Origin of the sequence: Pseudomonas sp. M1 (assembly GCF_022760135.1) — a bacterium.
Classification (GTDB): domain Bacteria; phylum Pseudomonadota; class Gammaproteobacteria; order Pseudomonadales; family Pseudomonadaceae; genus Pseudomonas; species Pseudomonas citronellolis.
The window spans coordinates 6,334,811-6,354,598 of record NZ_CP094343.1 but is presented as its reverse complement, the minus strand read 5'-3'; the positions used below and the strand labels follow the sequence as shown (position 1 = coordinate 6,354,598).

Below are 19,788 nucleotides of genomic sequence, written 5' to 3'. Positions count from 1 at the left end.
TGAAAAAGCATACGACGATGAATAAGCCGGTGTCTGCAACCGATGTGTCGGTGTGCACGACAGTCGCCGTGGATCTGGCGAAAAAGGTCTTCCAGGTGGCGGGGGAAGACGCCCTGGGTCAACTGGCGTACGAACAGCGAATCAAGTCGCGTGAAGCGTTCCAGGTGTTTCTGCAGAAGCTGCCGGAGGGCGTGACGGTGCTGATGGAGACCGGTCCTGGAGCACAAGCCTGGGCCCGGCTGCTGCAGGCGCAGGGCAACCCGGTGCGTATCCTGCCGGCCCAGCGGGTGGCCGAGCACCGGAGCGGAGCGAAGAATGATCGCAATGATGCCCACGCCATTCTGCGGGCGGGCCGGGATAGCAGTATCGCGTCGGTACCGGTGAAGAGCGTCGCGGCACTGGCGATGCAGGCCTGGCACCGTGTCCGGCGGGGCTATGTGCGGCGGCGCACCGCCATGGGTAATCAGATCCGCGGGCTGCTGCTGGAGCAGGGCATCGCCCTGGCGCAGGGGGATGTGGGCTTGAAGCAAGGTGTCACCCGGGTGCTGGAAGACGCTAGACAGCCGTTGCCGGCGCTGCTGCGCGAGCTGATCGACGAGATGCTGAACGAATGGCAACGGCTGGGCGAGCGTATCGCCGCGCTGACCGGGCGTCTGGAAGCCTGTGCCGCCGCCGACCCGACAGCGAAACGGCTGATGACGGTACGTGGTATCGGTCCGATCACGGCCACGGCCTTGCTGGCCAAACAGGTCGAGCCGGAACGTTTCGCCAATGCGCGTCAGTTCGCTGCCTACTTCGGCATCGTGCCCGACCAGCACAGCAGCGGGCAGAAGGTAAGGCTGGGCAAGATGACCAAACGTGGCGACGCCTATGTGCGCAGCCTGATGGTCGTAGGCTCGCATGCGGTGTTGAAGCAACTGCGGCCCGATTCCGAACACCCGGACGATCGGCGCCTGCAGCGCTGGCTACAACGCCTGGGGCGCAAGGGCGCGGCAGTGCGACTGGCCAACCGTAACCTGCGTATCGCCTGGGTGCTGCTGTGCAGCGAACAAACCTACCAGCGCAAGCCGAATGCTTGCCGGGAGATGGAAATGAGCCATTGATCAACGAGTTCCCGCCAACGGGGCGCCAAGTCGCTCCAACCCTTGCTGAAGAACATTGACCCCTGGTCAGACCGTCGCGGATCGATGCCTACGCTCCTACCGGCCTTCGAGGCCTCTTTGTAATCGGCATTCCGCGGGCTTACCCAATGTTGGCCAGAAGCCCGACGTGGCTTCCTCGAACAGGCCTAATACATAGATGCAGTCGGGTTTTCATGTTCAAAAGCGGGTTGACGGTGGGGGTGAGTCCATACATAGGAGCGCGCCCTGCGCGCGAAATCGCGGGCAGGGCCCGCTCCTACAGTTCAACTGAGGCATGGTGCTTCCCGTAGGAGCGGACCTTGTCCGCGATAGCCGGACACACCGGCGCGATTCGCGGATAAGATCCGCTTGCTCCTACGCCACGCCTCCGCGCCATTCCCATGTAGGAGCGCGCCCTGCGCGCGAAATCGCGGGCAGGGCCCGCTCCTACAGTTCAACATAAGGCATGGTGCTTCCCGTAGGACCTTGTCCGCGATAGCCGGATACACCGGCGTGGTTCGCGGATAAGATCCGCTCCTACGGGGCTGCAAGGGAAACACCCGTAGGATGGTGTTGAGCGAAGCGATACCCATCAGCGCAACCGCATGGGTTTCGCAGGCTCAACCCATCCTACGAAGAGCATCTCGGCGCAGCCGGCAAGACAGCTGCCCCTGGCAAGCGAAGCGGTTCGCGAGCAAGCTTGCGCCTACAGACAGATCATCATCGCCGTGACTTTCCATGCCTGAATTACCCGAAGTCGAAACCACCCGCCGGGGCATCGCGCCCTACCTCGAAGGCCAGCGCGTCAGCCGCGTGGTGATCCGTGACCGGCGCCTGCGCTGGCCGGTGCCCGAGGACCTGGACGTGCGCCTGTCCGGGCAGCGCATCCTGCAGGTCACGCGGCGGGCCAAGTACCTGCTGCTGGAGGCCGAGGCGGGCACGCTGATCAGCCACCTGGGCATGTCCGGCAGCCTGCGCCTGGTGGAGTGCGGCCTGGCGCCGGCCAAGCACGAGCACGTGGACATCGAGCTGGAGTCGGGCCTGGCGCTGCGCTACACCGACCCGCGGCGCTTCGGCGCGCTGCTCTGGAGCCAGGCGCCGCTGGAGCACGAGCTGCTGCGCCACCTGGGCCCGGAACCGCTCACCGACGCCTTCGAGGGCGAGCGCCTGTACCAGCTGTCCCGCGGGCGCAGCATGGCGGTCAAGCCGTTCATCATGGACAACGCCGTGGTGGTCGGGGTGGGCAACATCTACGCCAACGAGGCGCTGTTCGCCGCCGGCATCGATCCGCGCCGCGAGGCCGGGAGCATTTCGCGGGCGCGCTACCTGAAGCTTGCCGAGGAGATCAAGCGCATCCTGGCCATCGCCATCGAGCGCGGCGGCACCACCCTGCGCGACTTCGTCGGCGGCGACGGCCAGCCCGGCTACTTCCAGCAGGAACTGTTCGTCTACGGCCGCGGCGGGGAGTTCTGCAAGGTCTGCGGCAGTACCCTGCGCGAGGTGCGCCTGGGCCAGCGCGCCAGCGTCTACTGTCCGCGCTGCCAACGCTGAGCGGGCGCTTTTCCGCTATTGCTATTGGGCGGTTCGCGAGAAAGAACTAGGCGTCCCCCTCGCTCCTACGAAGAGCGGCCGCCTGTAGGAGCGAGCTTGCTCGCGAACCCTGCCCTGCACCCATAACAACAAGAAGGTCCATCGATGTCCGGCAACTACCTGCCCCGCAACCCTTTCGCCGAATGGCTCGGCCACGGCATGCTCAAGGCCGCCGGCTGGCGTATAGAAGGCGCGCTGCCGCCCCTCGACAAGTTCGTGGTGATAGGCGCGCACCACACGTCCAACTGGGATTTCATGCTGTTCCTGGCGGCCAAGTTCGTGCTGCGCCTGAACGCCCGCTGGTTCGCCAAGCACACCCTGTTCCGTTGGCCGTTCGGCGGCCTGCTGCGGCGCTGGGGCGGCATCCCGATCCAGCGCCACCTCAAGCTGAACACCGTGGAGCAGGCGGTGCAGGCCTTCCGCGACAGCCGCGAGATGATCCTGATCATCTCCCCCGAGGGCACGCGCAAGAAGGTCGAGCGCTGGAAGATGGGCTTCTACCACATCGCCCGCGGCGCCGGCGTGCCGGTGGTGCTGGCGGCGCTGGACTATGGCAACCGCCGCATCGTCATCGGCGAGCCGTTCTGGCCGAGCGGCGACGAGGCGGCCGACCTGCAGCGGATGCTGGCCTTCTACCGCCCCTTCGTGCCGAGGAAGCCGGAGCACGCCTTCCTCGGCGGTTGATGGCCATCACGCTGACAAGCCCTGTCGCGCTGATATAGTTAATGGCAGTCTGCCTGCCAACCCAGCATAAAAAAGGATTTACGCCATGAACCTGTTCCGCGCCCTGGCCGTCGTTCTGGCCCTGACCTTCGGTCTGTCGGCCGTTACCGCCCAGGCCTCCGACGCGATCAGCAACACCTCCAGCGGGGACCCGATCTACAGCACCGATTCGCCGCCGTTCTACAAGATGCTCGGCGACCTGATCATCGCCCGCCCGCTGCTGCTGGGCGCTACCGTGATCGGCACCGCGGCCTTCGTCGTCAGCCTGCCGTTCACCGCCCTGGGCGGCAACGTCAAGGAAGCCGGCCAGGCGCTGGTGGTGGACCCGGGCAAGGCCACCTTCGTGCGCTGCCTGGGCTGCACCGAAAGCGGCTACAAGCAGGACTGACCCTGCGCGCCGGTACGCCGGCGCGCCCTTCCCGAGGGGGCCATGGCCCGTAGCGAATTGAAGAAGCACCTGCGCCCGCTGCTCCTGCTGCTGGCGGCGGGCGGGCTCGGCTACGCCTTCTGGTCCAGCGCCGGGCTGCTGCAGCTGGGCGCGGGCCTGGCGCTGTTCCTGTTCGGCATGCAGTGCCTGGAGGAGGGCCTGCGCGACCTGGCCGGCAGCCAGCTGGAGCTGTGGCTCGAACGCAGCACCTCGACGCCGTCCAAGAGCCTGCTGTTCGGCCTGTGCGGCACCTTCGTGCTGCAGTCCAGCACCCTGGTCTCGCTGCTCACCATCGCCTTCATCAGCACCGGGCTGATCCAGCTGGCCAGCGGCATCGCCATCCTCTTCGGCGCCAACCTCGGCGCCACCAGCGGCATCTGGCTGCTGGCCCTGGCCGGGCAGAACCTCAGCCTGAGCCCGCTGGCCCTGCCGCTGCTGGTGTTCGGCGTGCTGGCCAGCTTCAACGGGCCCAAGAGCAAGGCCGCCGGGCGCATCCTCATGGGCATCGCCTTCATCTTCCTCGGCATCGACCAGATCAAGGAAGGTTTCTCCAGCTTCGGCGACGCCATGGACATGACCGGCCTGCAGGCCGAAGGCGTGCTGGGGGCCCTGCTGTTCGTCGGCATCGGCACCCTGGTCACCGTGGTGCTGCAGTCCAGCCACGCCACCCTGATGCTGACCCTCGCCGCGCTGGCCGGCGGCCAACTGGAGCTGGGCCAGAGCCTGGCCATCGCCATCGGCTCCAACGTCGGCAGCAGCGTGACCACCGCTTTCGTCGGCTCCCTGGGCGGCAACCGCAACGGCCAGCGCCTGGCCCTGGCCCACGTGCTGTTCAACGTAGTCAGCGGGGTGCTCGCCTTCGTCCTGCTGGCGCCGCTGACCTGGCTGGTGCGCTGGCTGACCGCCCAGGTCGGCCTGGGCGACAACCTGTTGATCCAGCTGGCGGCCTTCCACACCCTGTTCAACGGCATGGGCGTGCTGCTGTTCTGGCCGTTGCAGACGCGCCTGGCGCAGTGGCTGATCCGCTGGCTGCCGGACGTCGAGGAGCCTTCGGTGCTGATCACCGACCTGGCCCCGGCGACCGCGGTGCAACTGCCGGAGCGCACCCATGCGCGCTACCTCAGCGAGCGCGCCCTGGATTCGGCGGACGCCGCCGCCAGCGCGGTGACCCAGGAGCTGCAGCACCTGGGGCGCCTGAGCATCGAGGTGATCTGCCACGCGCTCTACCTGCCGGTGGACCTGCTCAACCAGCCGAAGGTGGACGAGGCCGCCCTGCACGCCGGGCCGGAGCGCTTCGCCATGGACGCCCAGGCGCTCTACCAGCAGCACATCAAGGGCGTGTACGGCGACCTGTTGAGCTTCATGGGGCGCCTGGAAACGCCGCTGGACGAGGCGCACCAGCATTTCTGGATGGCCTGCCAGGTGGCGGCGCTGCAACTGGTGGACGCGGTGAAGGACGCCAAGCACCTGCAGAAGAACCTGGGGAGGGCGCTGCAGGGCGAGCCTTCGGTGGCGCGGGAATGCTATCTGGAGCTGCGCCGCCACCTGCTGGGCGCGTTGCGCGAGGTGCGCGCCATCGGCGCCCTCGACCCCCGCCAGCTGCCGGAAGGCGCCTGGGCCGCGCGCCTGGCGCTGTTCGACGAACAGGCCGCGGAGTTCGACGGCGCCTTCCGCAACCGCCTGTTCGCCGCGGTGCGCCGCCACGAGCTGGACGGCGCCCAGACCAGCTCGTTGATGAACGACCTGGGCTACGCCAGCCGTATCGTGCAGAGCCTGCGCAACGTGCTGCAGCTGCGCGCCGAGCAGGGCCTGGACGGCGCCCTGCCCGAGCGCGACGCCGATGGGGCGCCCTCGCTGCTGGTGCCCTGACTCAGTAGTGCACCGTGGTCCCGGCGGCCAGGCCGATGCCGCGCGGGTCGCTGGCGGCATCCACGTTCCCGGTCTTCTTGCGCCACAGCAGCACCTGCTGGTTGCCGTAGGACGGGGCGACTTCCTTGAGACTGTAGCCACGGCCGTTCAGCTCGGCTTTCTGCGCCTCGGTGAAGGTGCGCGGCTCGTGCTCCAGCACGTCGGGCAGGTACTGGTTGTGGTAACGCGGCGCGCCCACCCAGCTCTGCACCGAGCGGCCGTCCAGGTACTGCAGCATGGCCAGCAGCACCATGCTGGGGATGCGGCTGCCGCCCGGGGTGCCGAAGGCCGCCAGTTCCTCGGGGCTTTCGATGAAGCTCGGGCTCATGCTCGACAGCGGACGCTTGCCGGGGGCGATGGCGTTGGCCGCGCTGCCGGCCAGGCCGTAGGCGTTGCTGCCCTGGATGTCGGCGGCGAAGTCGTCCATTTCGTCGTTGAGCAGCACGCCGGTGCCGGGCGGGGTGAAGGTGGAGCCGAACGGCAGGTTGACCGAAAGGGTGGCTGCCACCGCATTGCCCTGTTCGTCGATCACCACGAAGTGCGTGGTGTGATCGCCTTCGCGCCAGCTCGGCGCCGGCGGCAGGGACGCGCTGGGCGTGGCGCGGCGCGGGTCGATGCCGGCGGCCAGGCGCTTGAGGTAGTCGGGGGCGAGCAGTTGCTGCACCGGGTTGGCGATGCGGTCCGGGTCGCCGAGCATGCTGCGGTCGTGGTAGGCGCGGCGCAGGACCTCGGCCACGTAGTGCACGCGCTGGATGGGCTCGGCCTTCTGCCAGGGCAGCTGGGCCAGCATGCCCAGACTCTGGGCGATGGCCACGCCGCCGGCCGAGGGCGGCGGGGCGCTGACCAGCTCGCGGCCGTCGCCCAGCGGGTAGCGCAGCGGCTGGCGCTCCACCACCTGGTAGCTGCGCAGGTCTTCCAGGCTCCAGACGCCGCCGGCGGCGCGCACGCCCTGCACCAGTTGCTCCGCCGTCTCGCCTTCGTAGAAGCCGCTGCGGCCGTAGCGCGCCAGGCGCGACAGGGTGTTGGCCAGCTCCGGCTGGCGCAGCAGGTCCCATTCCTCGGGCAGGTTGCCCTGCTGCAGGAAGATGCGCGAGGTCTCGCGGTCCTTGCGCATGGCTTCCAGGCGGCCGGCGGCGCGGGTGATGTAGATGCGGTCGACGGAAACGCCGTCGGTGGCCAGGCGGATCGCCGGCACCAGGTTGTCGGCCAGCGGCTTGCGGCCGAAGCGGCTGGTGAGCTCCACCAGGGCCGCGGGCAGGCCGGGGATGGCGGCGGCCAGCGGGCCGTTCAGCGACAGTTCCGGCTGCACCTTGCCGTTGCGCACGTACATCTGCGCGCTGGCGGCCAGCGGCGCGCGCTCGCGGGCGTCGATGAAGCGGTAGCTGGGCGTCGGCCCGGCCTGGCGCAGCAGGAAGAAGCCGCCACCGCCCAGGCCCGAGCTGTAGGGTTCGGCCACCGCCAGGGCGGCGGCGATGGCCACCGCGGCGTCGAAGGCGTTGCCGCCGCCGGCGAGGGTTTCCAGGCCGGCCACGGTGGCCGCCGGGTGGGCGCTGGCGACGGTGGCCTGGGCGACCGGCTGGCTGGCGGCATGGACGCTGGCGGCGTCGAGCAACAGCAGGCCGCAGGCGAGGGCGAGGGAACGGAAACTGTGGTTCAGCAGGGACATGGCATCTCACGAATCGTCGGGTGGCCCCGGACTGGCATCCGGGAAAAACCACGGGAGCGAATTGGGAGGATAGACAATCCCGCCGCGTCGCGGTTGCCGAATGCCCTGTGGGATTTCGGCGATCCGCCTGTCAAGCCCGCGAGGTCAGGCCTTGCCGGTGATCTTGAGGTACTTCTGCATCAGCTCGTCCTTGCTCTCGACATGGGCATCGTCGAGGGGGATGCAGTCCACCGGGCAGACCTGCTGGCACTGCGGTTCGTCGTAGTGGCCGACGCACTCGGTGCACAGGTTGGGGTCGATCACGTAGATCTCCTCGCCCTGGGAGATGGCGCCGTTCGGGCACTCGGGTTCGCAGACGTCGCAGTTGATGCAATCGTCGGTGATTTTCAGGGACATCGAAAAACTCCGGCCTTGGCCCATGGCCAGGCTGTCAGCAACAGGAATGCTGCAATTTTGCCGCATTGGCGTGCGCGTTGCACGCCGGCCGGATCAATTGCCGCCTTCCCTGGCGGCGCCCGGTCAGCGCTTGAAGCGCTCGGCCAGGGCGCTGGACACCGCGGGATGGACGAACTTGGTGATGTCGCCACCCAGGGCGGCGATCTCGCGCACCAGGGTCGAGGAGATGTACGAATACTTCTCCGACGGGGTGAGGAACATGCTCTCCACGTCCGGGGCGAGCTGGCGGTTCATGTTGGCCAGCTGGAACTCGTACTCGAAGTCCGATACCGCGCGCAGGCCGCGCAGCAGGATGTTGGCGTTCTGTTCCTTGACGAAGTGCGCGAGCAGGGTGGAGAAGCCGACGACTTCGACGTTGGGCAGGTGCGAGGTGACCTGGCGCGCCAGTTCGACCCGTTGTTCCAGGGGGAACAGGGGGTTCTTCTTGGGGCTGGCGGCAACGGCGATGATCACCTGGTCGAACAGCCGCGAGGCCCGCTCGACCAGGTCGGCATGGCCTTTGGTGATGGGGTCGAAGGTACCCGGGTACAGCACTCGGTTCATCGCAGCGTCCTGGTGGTTCAAGGGGCAGGCGTGGGCATTGGCGGGGCTGGATGGTAACGCAGCAGCCCGGATGGGCCAAGCGACCTTGGTAGTGCCCGCCGGCGCGGACTACCGGATTTTCCCCGGCGCAAGCCGCCGGCCGGCGCGCAAGGCCCGTGGCAGAGCCTTCGCGCCGGGATCGGGGCTCAGGCCTTGGCCAGGCGCTCGGCGAGGCCGCTGGCCAGCTGCGCGGTCAGGCCGTAGACCGACAGCTGCGGGTTGGCGCCGATGCTGGTGGGGAACAGCGAGCCGTCGTGGATCGACAGGTTCTCCAGCTGGTGGTGGCGGCCGAGGCTGTCGCACACCGATTGCCGCGGGTCCTCGCCCATGGCGCAGCCGCCCATCACGTGGGCGCTGCCCAGGCGGGTGCGGTACAGCTCAAGGCTCAGGCCGTCGATCAGCGCGCGGGCTTCGGCGGGCGTCTTCACGTAGCCGGCGTCGGCGTGCAGCGGCAGCACTCTCTTGGCGCCGGCGGCGAACTGCACCTCGGCCATGGTGTGGAAGGCGCGGCGGATGCCGTCCCAGGTGTAGTCGGTCATGCGGTAGTCGAGCACCGGGGTGTCGTCGCCGCGCAGGCTCACCGTGCCCACTGCGCTATCCGGGTGGAAGCCGTCGCGCATCAGGGCGAGGATCATGTTGGTGTGCGGCAGCTGCTCCATGCGCAGGGCGTTGTCGATGCCGAAGCGGCCGAGCAGGGTGGCCGCCAGGGCCGGCTGCAGCGGCGGCACTTCCAGCTTGTAGGACATGTGCCCGGCGGTGCCGTCGTCCCACTGGAAGTGGTCGGAGTAGATCGACTGCGGCGCGCCGTAGAAGGGGTTGACCACCTCGTCGAACTGCGCGGCGCTGAAGTTCACCACGTGCAGGAAGGTGCGCTGGCCTACGCGGCCGTTGGGGTCCGGCGCCTTGGAGCGCAGCAGCACCGCCGGGCTGTTGATGCCGCCGCCGGCGAGCACGTAGTGGCGCGCCTTGACGGTGATCTTGCGGCCGCTGGGCGCCACGCAGCGCGCGTCCATGGCCAGGCATTCCAGGCCGCTGACCTTGCCGCCGTCGTGCAACAGGCGGTTGGCGCGGGCCAGGAACAGCAGCTCGCCGCCCTTGTCCAGGCTGGCCGGGATGGTGGTGACCAGCATCGACTGCTTGGCGTTGGTCGGGCAGCCCATGCCGCAGTAGCCGAGGTTCCAGCAGCCGCGCACGTTGCGCGGGATGACCTTCCAGTGGTAGCCGAGCTTCTCGCAGCCGCGGCGGATCACGTCGTTGTTGAAGTTCGGCGGCATGATCCAGGGCGCCACGCCCAGGCGTTCTTCCATCTTCGCGAACCAGGGGGCCATTTCCGCCGGGCTGTGGCCCTTCACGCCGTGTTCCTTGGCCCAGTGCTCCAGGGTGGCGTCGGGGGTGCGGAAGCTGGAGGTCCAGTTGACCAGGGTGGTGCCGCCCACGGCGCGGCCCTGGAGGATGGTGATGGCGCCGTCCTTGCTCATCCGCCCGATGCCTTCCTGGTACAGGCTGGAGTAGGCCTCCGGCTCCTGCATCTTGAAGTCGGAGCTGGTCTTGAGCGGGCCTTCCTCCACCAGCAGCACCTTGTAGCCGGCGCCGCTGAGGATTTCCGCGGTGGTGCCGCCGCCGGCGCCGGAGCCGATGACGACCACGTCGGCTTCCAGGGTCAGGTCGTTGTCCAGGCGCGAGCCATCGTGGACTTTCCAGCCGCGGGCCAGGCCCTCGGCGAACAGATCGGGTACGGGCATCAGGGGTACTCTCGGGAATTCTTGTTATGGGAGTGGCGGGGCTCAGACCTTCGGCGGCCCGGGGTAGCCGCAGTGCGCCCAGGATTCCGGGCGCCCGTACCAGGCCATCATCACCAGTTGCAGCAGCGAGCTGTGGCCCATCTTCAGCAGGCCGATGGAGCTGTTCTGCCAGCGCTCCAGGAAATGCCTCACGTCGTCCGCGCCGGCCTTCTCCCAGCTGCCCCAGATGCCGGTGAGCGGGCCGCGGGTGATCGGCAGGGCCAGCACGTCGAACAGTTGCACGGTGAGCTTGAGCATTTCCGGCGAGAGGTGGTCGAGGGTGTGGTCGAGGCCGGCGAGGCTGGCCTGCACCGCCTCGGCCATGCGCTCGGCCGGCACGGCGCCGGCCAGCATCACCGGGATCAGGGCGCGCAGGAAGGGCAGGTCGGACTCGCGGATGACCTTCATGCCGCTGGCCGGGGTGCTGGCCGAGCAGCCGCTGAGGGTGGCGGTGACGCCGGCGGTGGCCAGGAAGGCCCCGCCGAGCAGGCCGATCTTGAGCACGCCGCGCCGGGAGAGTCCCGGCGCGCTCAGGGAGGTGTCTGTCATTGTTGTTGTTTCACCTGGGTGGAATACGCGGTTTCAGCGGACGAACAGCTTGTAGACCAGTTTCTGCAGCGCCTTGCCGTAGGGCGGGTAGATCACCCGGGCGGCGTTGAAGCGCGGCTTGCTGAACACCGCCTTGGCCTTGCTGAAGGTGAGGAAGCCTTCGTGGCCGTGGTAGTGGCCCATGCCGGAGGGGCCGACGCCGCCGAAGGGCATGTCGTCCTGGGCGACGTGCAGCAGGGTGTCGTTCAGGCACACGCCGCCGGAGTGGGTCTGCGCCAGCACCTGCTCCTGCTCGCGCTTGTCGTAGCCGAAGTAGTACAGGGCCAGCGGCCGCGGCCGGTCGTTGATGTAGGCCAGGGCCTCGTCCAGGCGCTGGTAGGGGACGACCGGCAGCAGCGGGCCGAAGATCTCGTCCTGCATCACCTTCATGTCGTCGTCGACGTTCAGCAGCAGCGCCTGGGGCAGGCGCCGCCCGCTGGCTTCCGGCAGCAGGCGGATGACCTGCGCGCCCTTGGCCTGGGCATCGCTCAGGTAGCCGTTGAGGCGGGCCAGCTGGCGTTCGTTGACGATGGCGGTGTAGTCGGGGTTGTTCTCCACCGTCGGGAAGAAGCCCTGCACCACGTCGCGGTAGGCGCTGACGAACTCCTCGACGCGCTGCTGCGGCACCAGCACGTAGTCCGGCGCCACGCAGGTCTGCCCGGCGTTGAGCGACTTGCCGAAGGCGATGCGCTCGGCGGCGTCCTTCATCGGCACGTTCTCGGAGATCAGCGCCGGCGACTTGCCGCCCAGTTCCAGGGTGACCGGGGTGAGGTTCTCCGCCGCGGCGCGCATCACGTGCTTGCCGACGCTGGTGGCGCCGGTGAACAGCAGGTGGTCGAAGGGCAGCCTGGAGAAGGCCACGCCGACGTCCACCTCGCCCTGGACCACGGCCACCAGGTCCTCGGGGAAGACCTTGGCCAGCAGTTCCTTGAGCGCCTGGGCGGTGGCCGGGGTGGATTCGCTCATCTTGATCATCACCCGGTTGCCGGCGGCCAGCGCGGCGGTCAGCGGGCCGATGGCAAGGAACAGCGGGTAGTTCCACGGCACTATCACCCCGGCCACGCCCAGCGGCTGGTACACCACCTTGGCCGAGGCCGGCATGAACTGGATGCCGACGCTGCGCCGCGAGGGCTTCATCCAGCGCGCCACGCGTTTGCGCGCGTAGTGCACGCCGTGCAGGCTGGGCATGATCTCGGCGAGCAGGGTCTCGTCGGCGGAGCGGTGGCTGAAGTCGCGGGAAATGGCCTCGATGATCGGCTGCTGCTCGCGCACCAGCAGGTCGGCCAGGCTCTTGAGCCATTGCTGGCGCTGGCCGGCGCTGGGCTGCGGGTTGGCGCGGTAGGCCTGGCGCTGGCGCTCGAACAGGCTCTGAAGCTGGTTGATGTCCTGCTGCGTCTGCTGCAGGTAGGCGATGTCGGCGACCATGGCGGGCTCCTCGGCGGACCGGCTGGGGGAAGCGCTCCGAGTGGGTGGGGCGCTTCGCGTTGTGCTTGTCGCTGGATTTTTAGAGCAATTACTCTAAAGTGTCAAATAGCATGCCGCGTCAGCGCTGCGCGGCCCACCCAACGAAAAGCTGGGCGGCCGCCCGGAGTGTTACGCCGGCTGCATCGCACGTAGCAATCCGTGTACCTTTGCCCCTTGCCGTAGAAGAGTGATTCCGAGTCCCCGCATGGCCCCACGCATCAAGACCCGCGACCGCATCGTCCAGGAGAGCCTGGCGCTGTTCAACGCCCAGGGCGAGCGCAGCGTCACCACCAACCACATCGCCGCGCACCTGGGCATGTCCCCGGGCAACCTGTACTACCACTTCCGCAACAAGCAGGCGATCATCGCCGAGCTGTTCGCCGAGTACGAGGCGCGCGTCGACGACTTCCTGCGCCTGCCCGAAGGCCGCGGGCTGACCATCGAGGACAAGACCTTCTACCTGGAGGCGCTGCTGGCGGCCATGTGGCGCTACCGCTTCCTGCACCGCGACCTGGAGCACCTGCTGGAAAGCGACGCGGAGCTGGCCGCGGCCTACCGCGCCTTCGCCCGCCGCGCGCTGGTGAACGCCAAGGCCATCTACCGCGGCTTCGTCGAGGCCGGGATATTGCGGATGGACGAAATCCAGCTGGAGGCCCTGACCCTCAACGCCTGGATCATTCTCACCTCCTGGGTGCGCTTCCTCTGCACCACCCAGGAAGTCACCGGCGACCTCAGCGAGGAACTGCTGCGGCGCGGCATCTACCAGGTGCTGGCGCTGGAGAGCGGGCACATCGCCGAGGATTCGCAGGCGGCGGTGGAGCGGATCGCCGAAAGGCTGTACGTGCCGTTGACGGAAAGTCCTTCGCAGGGCGCGTGAGTTATCCTCAGAGGGGATCACGGACGGCGTCCTACGTTCGGCTTTTCGCAGGAGCGAGCTTGCTCGCGAACGGTGTTTGCCGGTGGGAGCTTGGTGTTCGCCCAAGAGCGCCCTCTCCCTAACCCTCTCCCTGAAGGGAGAGGGGACCGTTGGGCAGGGTTGGATGTTATGGCGTTAGCCGGCTAGCGCAGAGGTTTCCGGCAGAAACCATCACCTTTCTCGGCACGGACTAGCCCCCTCTCCCTTCAGGGCGGGGCGCGTAGCCGAGGGCTGGGGAGAGGGAAAGGAATTCAACGTCGCACCGAAGCAACCGGCATACGCCCGTTCGCGAGCAAGCTCGCTCCTACATGGCAAGAAGGAGCGTCGTAGGATGGTGTTGAGCGAAGCGATACCCATCACCACGGCCGCATGGGTTTCGCTTCGCTCAACCCATCCTACGAAAAGCCGTATCGCCCTTCGCAGATATCACTCCTTGCGCGGCCCAGGCACCAGCGGTTGGCGCAGTTCCAGGCCATGCCGGAGGAAGAACCCCTCCACCCCATCGGTGGCATCGGTGTACAGGCGCGCGCCGGGATGGTCGGCGATGAAGCGCTGCATCAGCGAGGTGCCGATACCTCGCCCTTGGTGGCCAGGCAGCACCGCCAGCTCCGCCAGCCAGGTGGTCTGGGCGTTCTCCGGCTCGGCGCGGAGCAGGCCGACCACCTGCTCGCCCTCGCTGGCCAGCAGCACGTAGCCGGAAGATTCGCAGAGATCGCGCAACTCGTCCGCGTCGTTCGGGTGGCCCCAGCCGACGGTGCGGTAGAGCGCCGCTATGCCAACGCACTGGGCGTCGTTCAGTGAGGTGACACGGTGGATCCGGATGGTCGCTTCGCTCATGGCTTCCCCTCCTTGCCCTTTGGCGCTTCCAGCCTGGACCATCGCTGGCCGGCAGATGCTGATCCCGGTCAAGCCCGCTTCAGCCGGCGCTGCCGTGCAGGGCCAGCAGCCAGTCGGGGATGCGCCTTTCCAGATAGTAGTCCGGCCGCCCTGGCGTGCCGCCGATGAAGCCCACGTGGCCGCCGTGCTCGTGCAGCTCCAGCTCGGTGCTGGCGGAGAGCTCGTCCGCCGGCGGGATGCTGCCGGCGTCGATGAAGGGATCGTCGCTGGAATGGATGATCAGCGTCGGGGTGCGGATGCCGCCCAGGTAGAAGCGGCTGGAGGCGCGCTTGTAGTAGTCGTGGGCGTCGGCGAAGCCGTGCAGCGGCGCGGTGACGCGGCCGTCGAAGTCCCAGAAGGTGCGCATGCCGTCCAGCGGCCCCAGGCGTTCCAGCGCCGCCAGGTGCTCCTGGGCGCCGCGCCGGGCGAAGCTCTGCTGCTTGTTGCGCACGTAGGCCACCAGTTCGCGCATGAAGTGCGCCTGGTAGATGCGCGAGAAGCCGATGCCGATGCGGTCGGCGCAGCGGTCCAGGCGGAACGGCACCGACACCGCCGCGGCGCCGCGCAGGGGGCAGTCCTGGCCCTGCTCGCCGAGGTACTTGAGCAGCACGTTGCCGCCCAGCGAATAACCCACCGCATACAGCGGCGCCAGTGGGCGCATGCGCCGCAGGTGTTCGATGACCGCCGCCAGGTCCTCGCTGATGCCCGAGTGGTAGCCGCGCGGCAGCAGGTTGGGCTCGCCCGAGCAGCCGCGCCAGTTCAGCGCCACGCTGGCCCAGCCGCGGGCTTGCACGGCGAACTGCAGGCCGCGGATGTAGTGCGAGTCGGAAGAGCCGGTCAGCCCATGGACGGCCAGCACCAGTGGCGTGCGCGCACTGTGCGGGCCGTGCCAGTCGAGGTCGAGGAAGTCGCCGTCCTCCAGCCACAGCCGCTCGCGCTCGCGGCGCAGCACCGGCGCCTTGCGCAGCAGCGAGCCGTAGAGCGTCTGCAGATGCGGGCCGGGGAGCCACCAGGCGGGTTGGAAGGGCAGAGTCATGCGGGCACGGCTCAGTTGCGGATGAGGTTCATGATCAGGTGGATCATCAGTTCTTTCTGTCGCGGATCGCTTTGCGCCACCAGCAGGGCGATGGCGGCCAGGGCGTTGTCGTTGATCTTCAGTTCGCCGTCGTGCTTGAGGTGATGCTGGTTGCGCTGCAGGAACCAGATGAACAGGAAGGCGCCGATACGCTTGTTGCCGTCGGTGAACGGATGGTTCTTGATGATGAAGTAAAGCAGGTGCGCAGCCTGCTCCTCGATGCTGGGGTAGAGGAACTGGCCGGCGAAGGACTGCGTGACGTTGCCGAGAATGCCGAGGAAGCTGTCGTCCTTGGGGCGGCCGAACAACTCGCTTGCCTCGCCCTTGGCCAGCAGGTCGGTCTTCAGGGCCGTGATCGCGGCGTGGGCATCGGCGGGTTCGATGGCGTAGCGGATGCTTTCATCGAAGCCTTCCGCGGGCAGGCGCTCGCTGTCGAACTGGTTGAGCAGCACGAAGGTGCGCGCATAGCCGGCGATGACGCTCACCAGGCCCCGAGCCTCGGGCAGGCTGGCCTGGTCGATGAGGTTCTGCTGGAACAGCGTCAGCGTCCGTTCCAGTTCGCGAACCCGTGCCTGCTGGGCTTTCAGGCGTTGCTCGTTGAGTGCGTAACCCTGGACCAGGTAGTCCTTGAGTACCTGGTTGGCCCAGATGCGGAAGCGCGTGCCTTGCCGGGAGTTGACGCGGTAGCCGACGGAGATGATGGCGTCGAGGTGATAATGCTTGAGCCGGCGCTGTACCTTTCGCCGGCCTTCCTCGCGAACTACTAAGAAATCCTTAGTAGTTGCCTCTTCCTGCAACTCGCCTTCCCGGTAGATGTTCCTCAGGTGCATCAGCACGTTTTCCGGCGTCGTGGCGAACAGCTCTGCCATCTGCCTCTGAGTCAGCCAGGCGCTTTCGCCTTCCAGACGAACTTCGGTGATCTGGCCGCCGTCATCCGCCTGGTAAATGGCGATGGGGCTCTGCGTCGGTTCGTCCATTGGCTGCTCCTTGCGCCTGGTGGTTTGGCTTATCGGCTGCTGCGCCGCCACAGCGCGTAATGCACATTCCCCGCCTGCTTCTCCCGGTGCAGCCGCCAGTTGGCCGGCAGGCCGAGGCTGGAAGGGGCGCTTTCGCTCTCGGTGTAGATCCAGGCGTCGGCTGCCAGCCAGCCGTTTCCCTCCAGCAGGCGGCAGCTGTTCTGCAGCAGGTCCTGGTGGAAGGGCGGGTCGAGGAATACCAGGTCCACCGGCGCCGGGGCCGGCTTGGCCAGGTAGGCGAGGGCGTCCTGCAACTGCACTTCGCCATTCTCGCACTTGAGGGTGGCCAGATGGCCGCGCAGGGCGGCCACGGCTTCGCGGTTCAGGTCCAGGGCCAGGCCGCTGCTGGCGCCGCGGGACAGGGCTTCGAGAAACAGCGCGCCGCTGCCGGCGAAGGGGTCGAGCACGCGGGCGCCGGGGACGTAGGCGGCCAGCCAGTTGAACAGCGTCTCGCGCACCCGGTCGGGGGTCGGGCGCAGGCCCGGGCCGTCGGGGAAGGCGAAGCGCCGGCTGCGCCACTCCCCGCCGATGATGCGCAGCTGGCCCTGGCCGCCGTGCTGGCGGGCGTTGGCGGGGGCGGGCGCCTTGGGTCTTCTGTTCATCAGTGCTCCGGAACGCCGAGGGGCTGTTCGGCCGGTTTGTCGGTGGGCGGCGGCAGCGGTTTCTGCGGCACCGTGGGGCCGGCGGTGACGATGACGAAGGCGTCCGGGTCGATGTGGCGCTGCATGGCCGCCTTGACCTTGTCCACGTCCAGCGCCTGGACCTGGGCCAGGAAGGTCTCCAGGTAGTCCGAGGGCAGGCCGTAGAAGCCGATGGCGCCGAGCTGGCCGACGATGTCGGCGTTGCTCGCGGTGGACAGCGGGAAGCTGCCGGCCAGTTCGCGCTTGGCGTCGTCCAGTTCCTTCTGCGTCGGGCCGTTCTTCACGTAGTCGCGGACGATGTCCTGGACCAGCTTGAGGGTGCCTTCGCTGAGTTCGGCGCGGGTCTGCAGGCCGATGGTGAAGGGCCCGCGCGCCTGCATGCCGGTGAAGCCGGAGGACACGCCGTAGGTCAGCCCGCGCTTCTCGCGCACCTGGTCCATCAGGCGGGTGCCGAAGCCGCCGCCGCCGAGGATCTGGTTGCCCAGGTACAGCGCCGGGTAGTCCGGGTCGTTGCGGGTGATGCCCAGCTGGGCCAGCAGCAGGTGGGTCTGCTTGGAGGGGAACTCGATGTGGCTGGGGCCCGGCTTGGGCACGGCCGGCTGGGCCACCGGCGGCAGCGCCGGGCCCTTGGGCAGCGCGGCGGAGACCTTGGCGGCGATGGCTTCGGCCTCGGCGCGGCTGAGGTCGCCGACCAGCGCGATCACCGTGTTGCCGGCGGCGTAGCCCTTCTGGTGGAAGGCGCGCAGCTGGGCGACGCCGATCTTCGGCACCGACTGCTCGTTGCCGTCGCTGGAATGGGCGTAGGGGTGGTCGCCGTAGAGGCGCTTGAACAGTTCCAGGCCGGCCAGCTTGCCGGGGTTCTGCTTCTGGTATTCGAAGCCGGCCAGCACCTGGTTCTTGATGCGCGCCAGGGCTTCCTCGGGGAAGGTCGGCTGGCCCACTACCTGGTCGAACAGGGCGACGGCGGCCTCGCGCTTGTCCTTCTCGCTCAGGCTGCGCAGGCCGGCTACCGCCATGTCGCGGTAGGAGCCGTTCATGAAGTCGGCGCCCAGGTCCTCGAAACCGGCGGCGATGGCGCTGGTGTCCTTGCCCGGCACGCCTTCGTTGAGCATGGCGTTGGTCAGCATGGCCAGGCCCGGGGCGTCGCCATCCTGGCTGCTGCCGGCGGCGAAGGTCAGGCGCAGGTCGAACATCGGCAGCTCGTGGGCCTCGACGAAGAGCACGCGGGCGCCTTCGGCGGTGGTCCAGCGCTGGATGTCCAGCTGGCGGTGGCCGGGCTTCTTGCCGGCGGCCTCGGCCAGCGACTGCAGGCCGCTGGGTGCCGCGGCGGCCGGCGTTTGCGGGGTGGGGTTGCTGCCGCCGGCGGGGCGGCTGACGCAGAACGCCAGGCCGGCGATCAGCAGGAGGACGACCAGGCCGAGCAGGCCGTAGCGCAGGCCATTTCGTTCACTCATTTGCTCGGCTCCTTGTCGGTATCGGCTTGCGGCAGCACCTGGGCGAGGGTCAGGCGCGAACGGACGAAATAAGTGCGGGCGGCTTTCTGGATATCTTCGGCGGTGACCTGGCGGATGGCTTCCAGGTCCTGGTCGGCGAGGCGCCAGGACAGGCCGACGCTCTCCAGCTGGCCGATGCTGCTGGCCTGGGCGGCGATGGAGTCGCGCTCGAAGACCAGCCCGGCGATCAGCTGGGCGCGCACGCGCTCCAGTTCTTCCTGGCTGGGCGGGGTGGTCTTGAGTTCGTCGAGCTGCTGCCAGAGGGCCTTCTCCACCTGCTCCAGGGTCTTGCCCTTCTGCACGTTGGGGGTGGCGCTCAGGGTGAACAGGGTGTCGCCGCGGGCGAAGGCGTCGTAGGAGGCGGAGGCGCCGGCCACCAGCTCCTGGCCGCGCTCCAGGCGCGAGGACAGGCGGGCGCTGTAGCCGCCGTCGAGCAGCGCGGAGATCAGCCGCAGGGCATGCACCTCGCGGGGGTTCTCGCTGCTGCCCAGGCTGGGCACGTTGAAGCCCATGATCAGGCTGGGCAGTTGGGTGCGCACCTCAAGGGTGAGGCGGCGTTCGCCCGGGTCGGGCACTTCCAGCGGTTTGCGCGCCGGTGGCAGTTCGCGCCGCGGGATGTCGCCGAACCAGCGCTGGGCCAGGGCCTTGACCTCCTCGGGCTGGACGTCGCCGACCACCACCAGGGTGGCGTTGTTCGGCGCGTACCAGGCCTTGTACCAGGCGCGCAGGTCGTCGATGGTCATGCGCTGCAGGTCGGCCATCCAGCCGATGGTCGGCGAGTGGTAGCCGCTGGACAGGTAGGCCGCGGCCTTGAAGCGCTCGTAGGCGAGGGCGTAGGGCTTGTCCTCGGTGCGCAGGCGGCGTTCTTCCTTGATCACCTCGATCTCGCTCTTGAACTGGTCGGCCGGCAGCGTCAGGTGCGCCATGCGGTCGGCCTCCAGTTCGAAGGCCACCGGCAGGCGGTCCTTGGCCAGCACCTGGTAGTAGGCGGTGTAGTCGTCGGTGGTGAAGGCGTTCTCTTCGGCGCCGAGGTCGCGCAGCACGCGCGAGGCTTCGCCCGGGCCCATCTTGCTGCTGCCCTTGAACATCATGTGCTCCAGGGCGTGGGACAGGCCGGTGAGGCCGGGCGTCTCGTAGCTGGAGCCGATCCTGTACCAGAGCTGGGAGACCACCACGGGGGCGCGGTGGTCTTCGCGAACCACCAGCTTCAATCCGTTGTCCAGTACGTATTCGTGGGTCGGCTGGGGTTCGGCGGCGACGGCGAACAGCGGCAGGCAGAGTACGCCGCAGAGCAGGCCGAGCGCGCGGCGGGGAGGATTCTTCATGGTCGAACAGGTCCTTGCTGGTGGCCCGAAGGGCGGTGGCATGGCTGTCGGGCAGCCGCCTAACCCCGGCAGGCGAGGAGATGCTAGGATACCCATCCGTTTTCCGGGCGGCCACGTCCCGTGCCGCTCCCTTGAGATGC

18 protein-coding genes are annotated in these 19,788 nt (G+C 68.2%); 6 read left to right on the top strand and 12 right to left on the bottom strand.

Annotation, left to right across the window (positions count from 1 at the left end; translation table 11 throughout):
• Nucleotides 1-44: 44 nt before the first annotated feature.
• From PM1_RS28285 to PM1_RS28265, 5 genes are all read left to right on the top strand, one after another.
• On the top strand, nucleotides 45-1,103 hold the full coding sequence (locus PM1_RS28285) for an IS110 family transposase (protein ID WP_024128808.1): 1,059 nt from the start codon (nucleotides 45-47) through the stop codon (nucleotides 1,101-1,103).
• Between the two features lie 756 nt (nucleotides 1,104-1,859).
• The gene (gene mutM / locus PM1_RS28280; RefSeq protein WP_009615165.1) at nucleotides 1,860-2,672 is read left to right on the top strand and encodes a bifunctional DNA-formamidopyrimidine glycosylase/DNA-(apurinic or apyrimidinic site) lyase; all 813 of its coding nucleotides are present in this window, start codon (nucleotides 1,860-1,862) and stop codon (nucleotides 2,670-2,672) included.
• A 144-nt stretch (nucleotides 2,673-2,816) separates the two neighbouring features.
• Nucleotides 2,817-3,395, top strand: a complete 579-nt coding sequence (locus PM1_RS28275) for a lysophospholipid acyltransferase family protein (RefSeq protein WP_009615168.1) — start codon at nucleotides 2,817-2,819, stop codon at nucleotides 3,393-3,395.
• Between the two features lie 85 nt (nucleotides 3,396-3,480).
• Nucleotides 3,481-3,822 carry a hypothetical protein gene (locus PM1_RS28270; protein WP_009615170.1) on the top strand — a complete coding sequence of 114 codons (342 nt, stop codon included), beginning with the start codon at nucleotides 3,481-3,483 and terminating at the stop codon, nucleotides 3,820-3,822.
• A 42-nt stretch (nucleotides 3,823-3,864) separates the two neighbouring features.
• On the top strand, nucleotides 3,865-5,730 hold the full coding sequence (locus tag PM1_RS28265; RefSeq protein WP_009615173.1) for a Na/Pi cotransporter family protein: 1,866 nt from the start codon (nucleotides 3,865-3,867) through the stop codon (nucleotides 5,728-5,730).
• A gap of 1 nt (nucleotide 5,731) precedes the next feature.
• Here PM1_RS28265 and ggt read toward each other — a convergent pair whose 3' ends face one another.
• The 6 genes from ggt to PM1_RS28235 form a co-directional block, all read right to left on the bottom strand.
• Entirely contained in the window at nucleotides 5,732-7,435 is a 1,704-nt protein-coding gene (gene ggt / locus PM1_RS28260; RefSeq protein WP_009615174.1) for a gamma-glutamyltransferase, read from the bottom strand.
• Nucleotides 7,436-7,579: 144 nt separating this feature from the next.
• On the bottom strand, nucleotides 7,580-7,831 hold the full coding sequence (locus PM1_RS28255) for a YfhL family 4Fe-4S dicluster ferredoxin (protein WP_009615176.1): 252 nt from the start codon (nucleotides 7,829-7,831) through the stop codon (nucleotides 7,580-7,582).
• A 123-nt stretch (nucleotides 7,832-7,954) separates the two neighbouring features.
• Complete coding sequence (gene coaD / locus PM1_RS28250; RefSeq protein ID WP_009615178.1) at nucleotides 7,955-8,434, bottom strand: pantetheine-phosphate adenylyltransferase; 480 nt, start codon at nucleotides 8,432-8,434, stop codon at nucleotides 7,955-7,957.
• Nucleotides 8,435-8,619: 185 nt separating this feature from the next.
• Entirely contained in the window at nucleotides 8,620-10,215 is a 1,596-nt protein-coding gene (locus PM1_RS28245; RefSeq protein ID WP_009615181.1) for a GMC family oxidoreductase, read from the bottom strand.
• 42 nt (nucleotides 10,216-10,257) lie between these two features.
• On the bottom strand, nucleotides 10,258-10,803 hold the full coding sequence (locus PM1_RS28240; RefSeq protein WP_009615182.1) for a twin-arginine translocation pathway signal protein: 546 nt from the start codon (nucleotides 10,801-10,803) through the stop codon (nucleotides 10,258-10,260).
• A gap of 33 nt (nucleotides 10,804-10,836) precedes the next feature.
• Nucleotides 10,837-12,267: a coniferyl aldehyde dehydrogenase gene (locus PM1_RS28235; protein ID WP_009615184.1), complete on the bottom strand. Its 1,431-nt coding sequence runs from the start codon at nucleotides 12,265-12,267 to the stop codon at nucleotides 10,837-10,839.
• A 244-nt stretch (nucleotides 12,268-12,511) separates the two neighbouring features.
• On the opposite strand from PM1_RS28235, the gene PM1_RS28230 reads away from it, so the two are divergent.
• On the top strand, nucleotides 12,512-13,183 hold the full coding sequence (locus PM1_RS28230) for a TetR/AcrR family transcriptional regulator (protein WP_009615187.1): 672 nt from the start codon (nucleotides 12,512-12,514) through the stop codon (nucleotides 13,181-13,183).
• 465 nt (nucleotides 13,184-13,648) lie between these two features.
• Here the strand turns inward: PM1_RS28230 and PM1_RS28225 are convergent, their stop codons facing one another.
• The 6 genes from PM1_RS28225 to PM1_RS28200 all read right to left on the bottom strand — a co-directional run bounded on the left by PM1_RS28225 (nucleotide 13,649) and on the right by PM1_RS28200 (nucleotide 19,690).
• On the bottom strand, nucleotides 13,649-14,059 hold the full coding sequence (locus PM1_RS28225; protein WP_009615189.1) for a GNAT family N-acetyltransferase: 411 nt from the start codon (nucleotides 14,057-14,059) through the stop codon (nucleotides 13,649-13,651).
• 79 nt (nucleotides 14,060-14,138) lie between these two features.
• The gene (locus PM1_RS28220) at nucleotides 14,139-15,134 is read right to left on the bottom strand and encodes a hydrolase (protein WP_009615191.1); all 996 of its coding nucleotides are present in this window, start codon (nucleotides 15,132-15,134) and stop codon (nucleotides 14,139-14,141) included.
• Between the two features lie 11 nt (nucleotides 15,135-15,145).
• The gene (gene rhuM / locus PM1_RS28215; RefSeq protein WP_009615193.1) at nucleotides 15,146-16,150 is read right to left on the bottom strand and encodes a virulence protein RhuM/Fic/DOC family protein; all 1,005 of its coding nucleotides are present in this window, start codon (nucleotides 16,148-16,150) and stop codon (nucleotides 15,146-15,148) included.
• A 29-nt stretch (nucleotides 16,151-16,179) separates the two neighbouring features.
• Complete coding sequence (gene rsmD, locus PM1_RS28210) at nucleotides 16,180-16,791, bottom strand: 16S rRNA (guanine(966)-N(2))-methyltransferase RsmD (protein WP_009615194.1); 612 nt, start codon at nucleotides 16,789-16,791, stop codon at nucleotides 16,180-16,182.
• Nucleotides 16,791-18,284 (bottom strand): M16 family metallopeptidase, encoded by a 1,494-nt coding sequence (locus PM1_RS28205; protein ID WP_009615196.1) that lies wholly within the window; start codon nucleotides 18,282-18,284, stop codon nucleotides 16,791-16,793. Before PM1_RS28205 ends, rsmD begins: the two co-directional genes overlap by 1 nt.
• Entirely contained in the window at nucleotides 18,281-19,690 is a 1,410-nt protein-coding gene (locus tag PM1_RS28200) for a M16 family metallopeptidase (RefSeq protein WP_173427909.1), read from the bottom strand. Before PM1_RS28200 ends, PM1_RS28205 begins: the two co-directional genes overlap by 4 nt.
• Nucleotides 19,691-19,788: the final 98 nt, after the last annotated feature.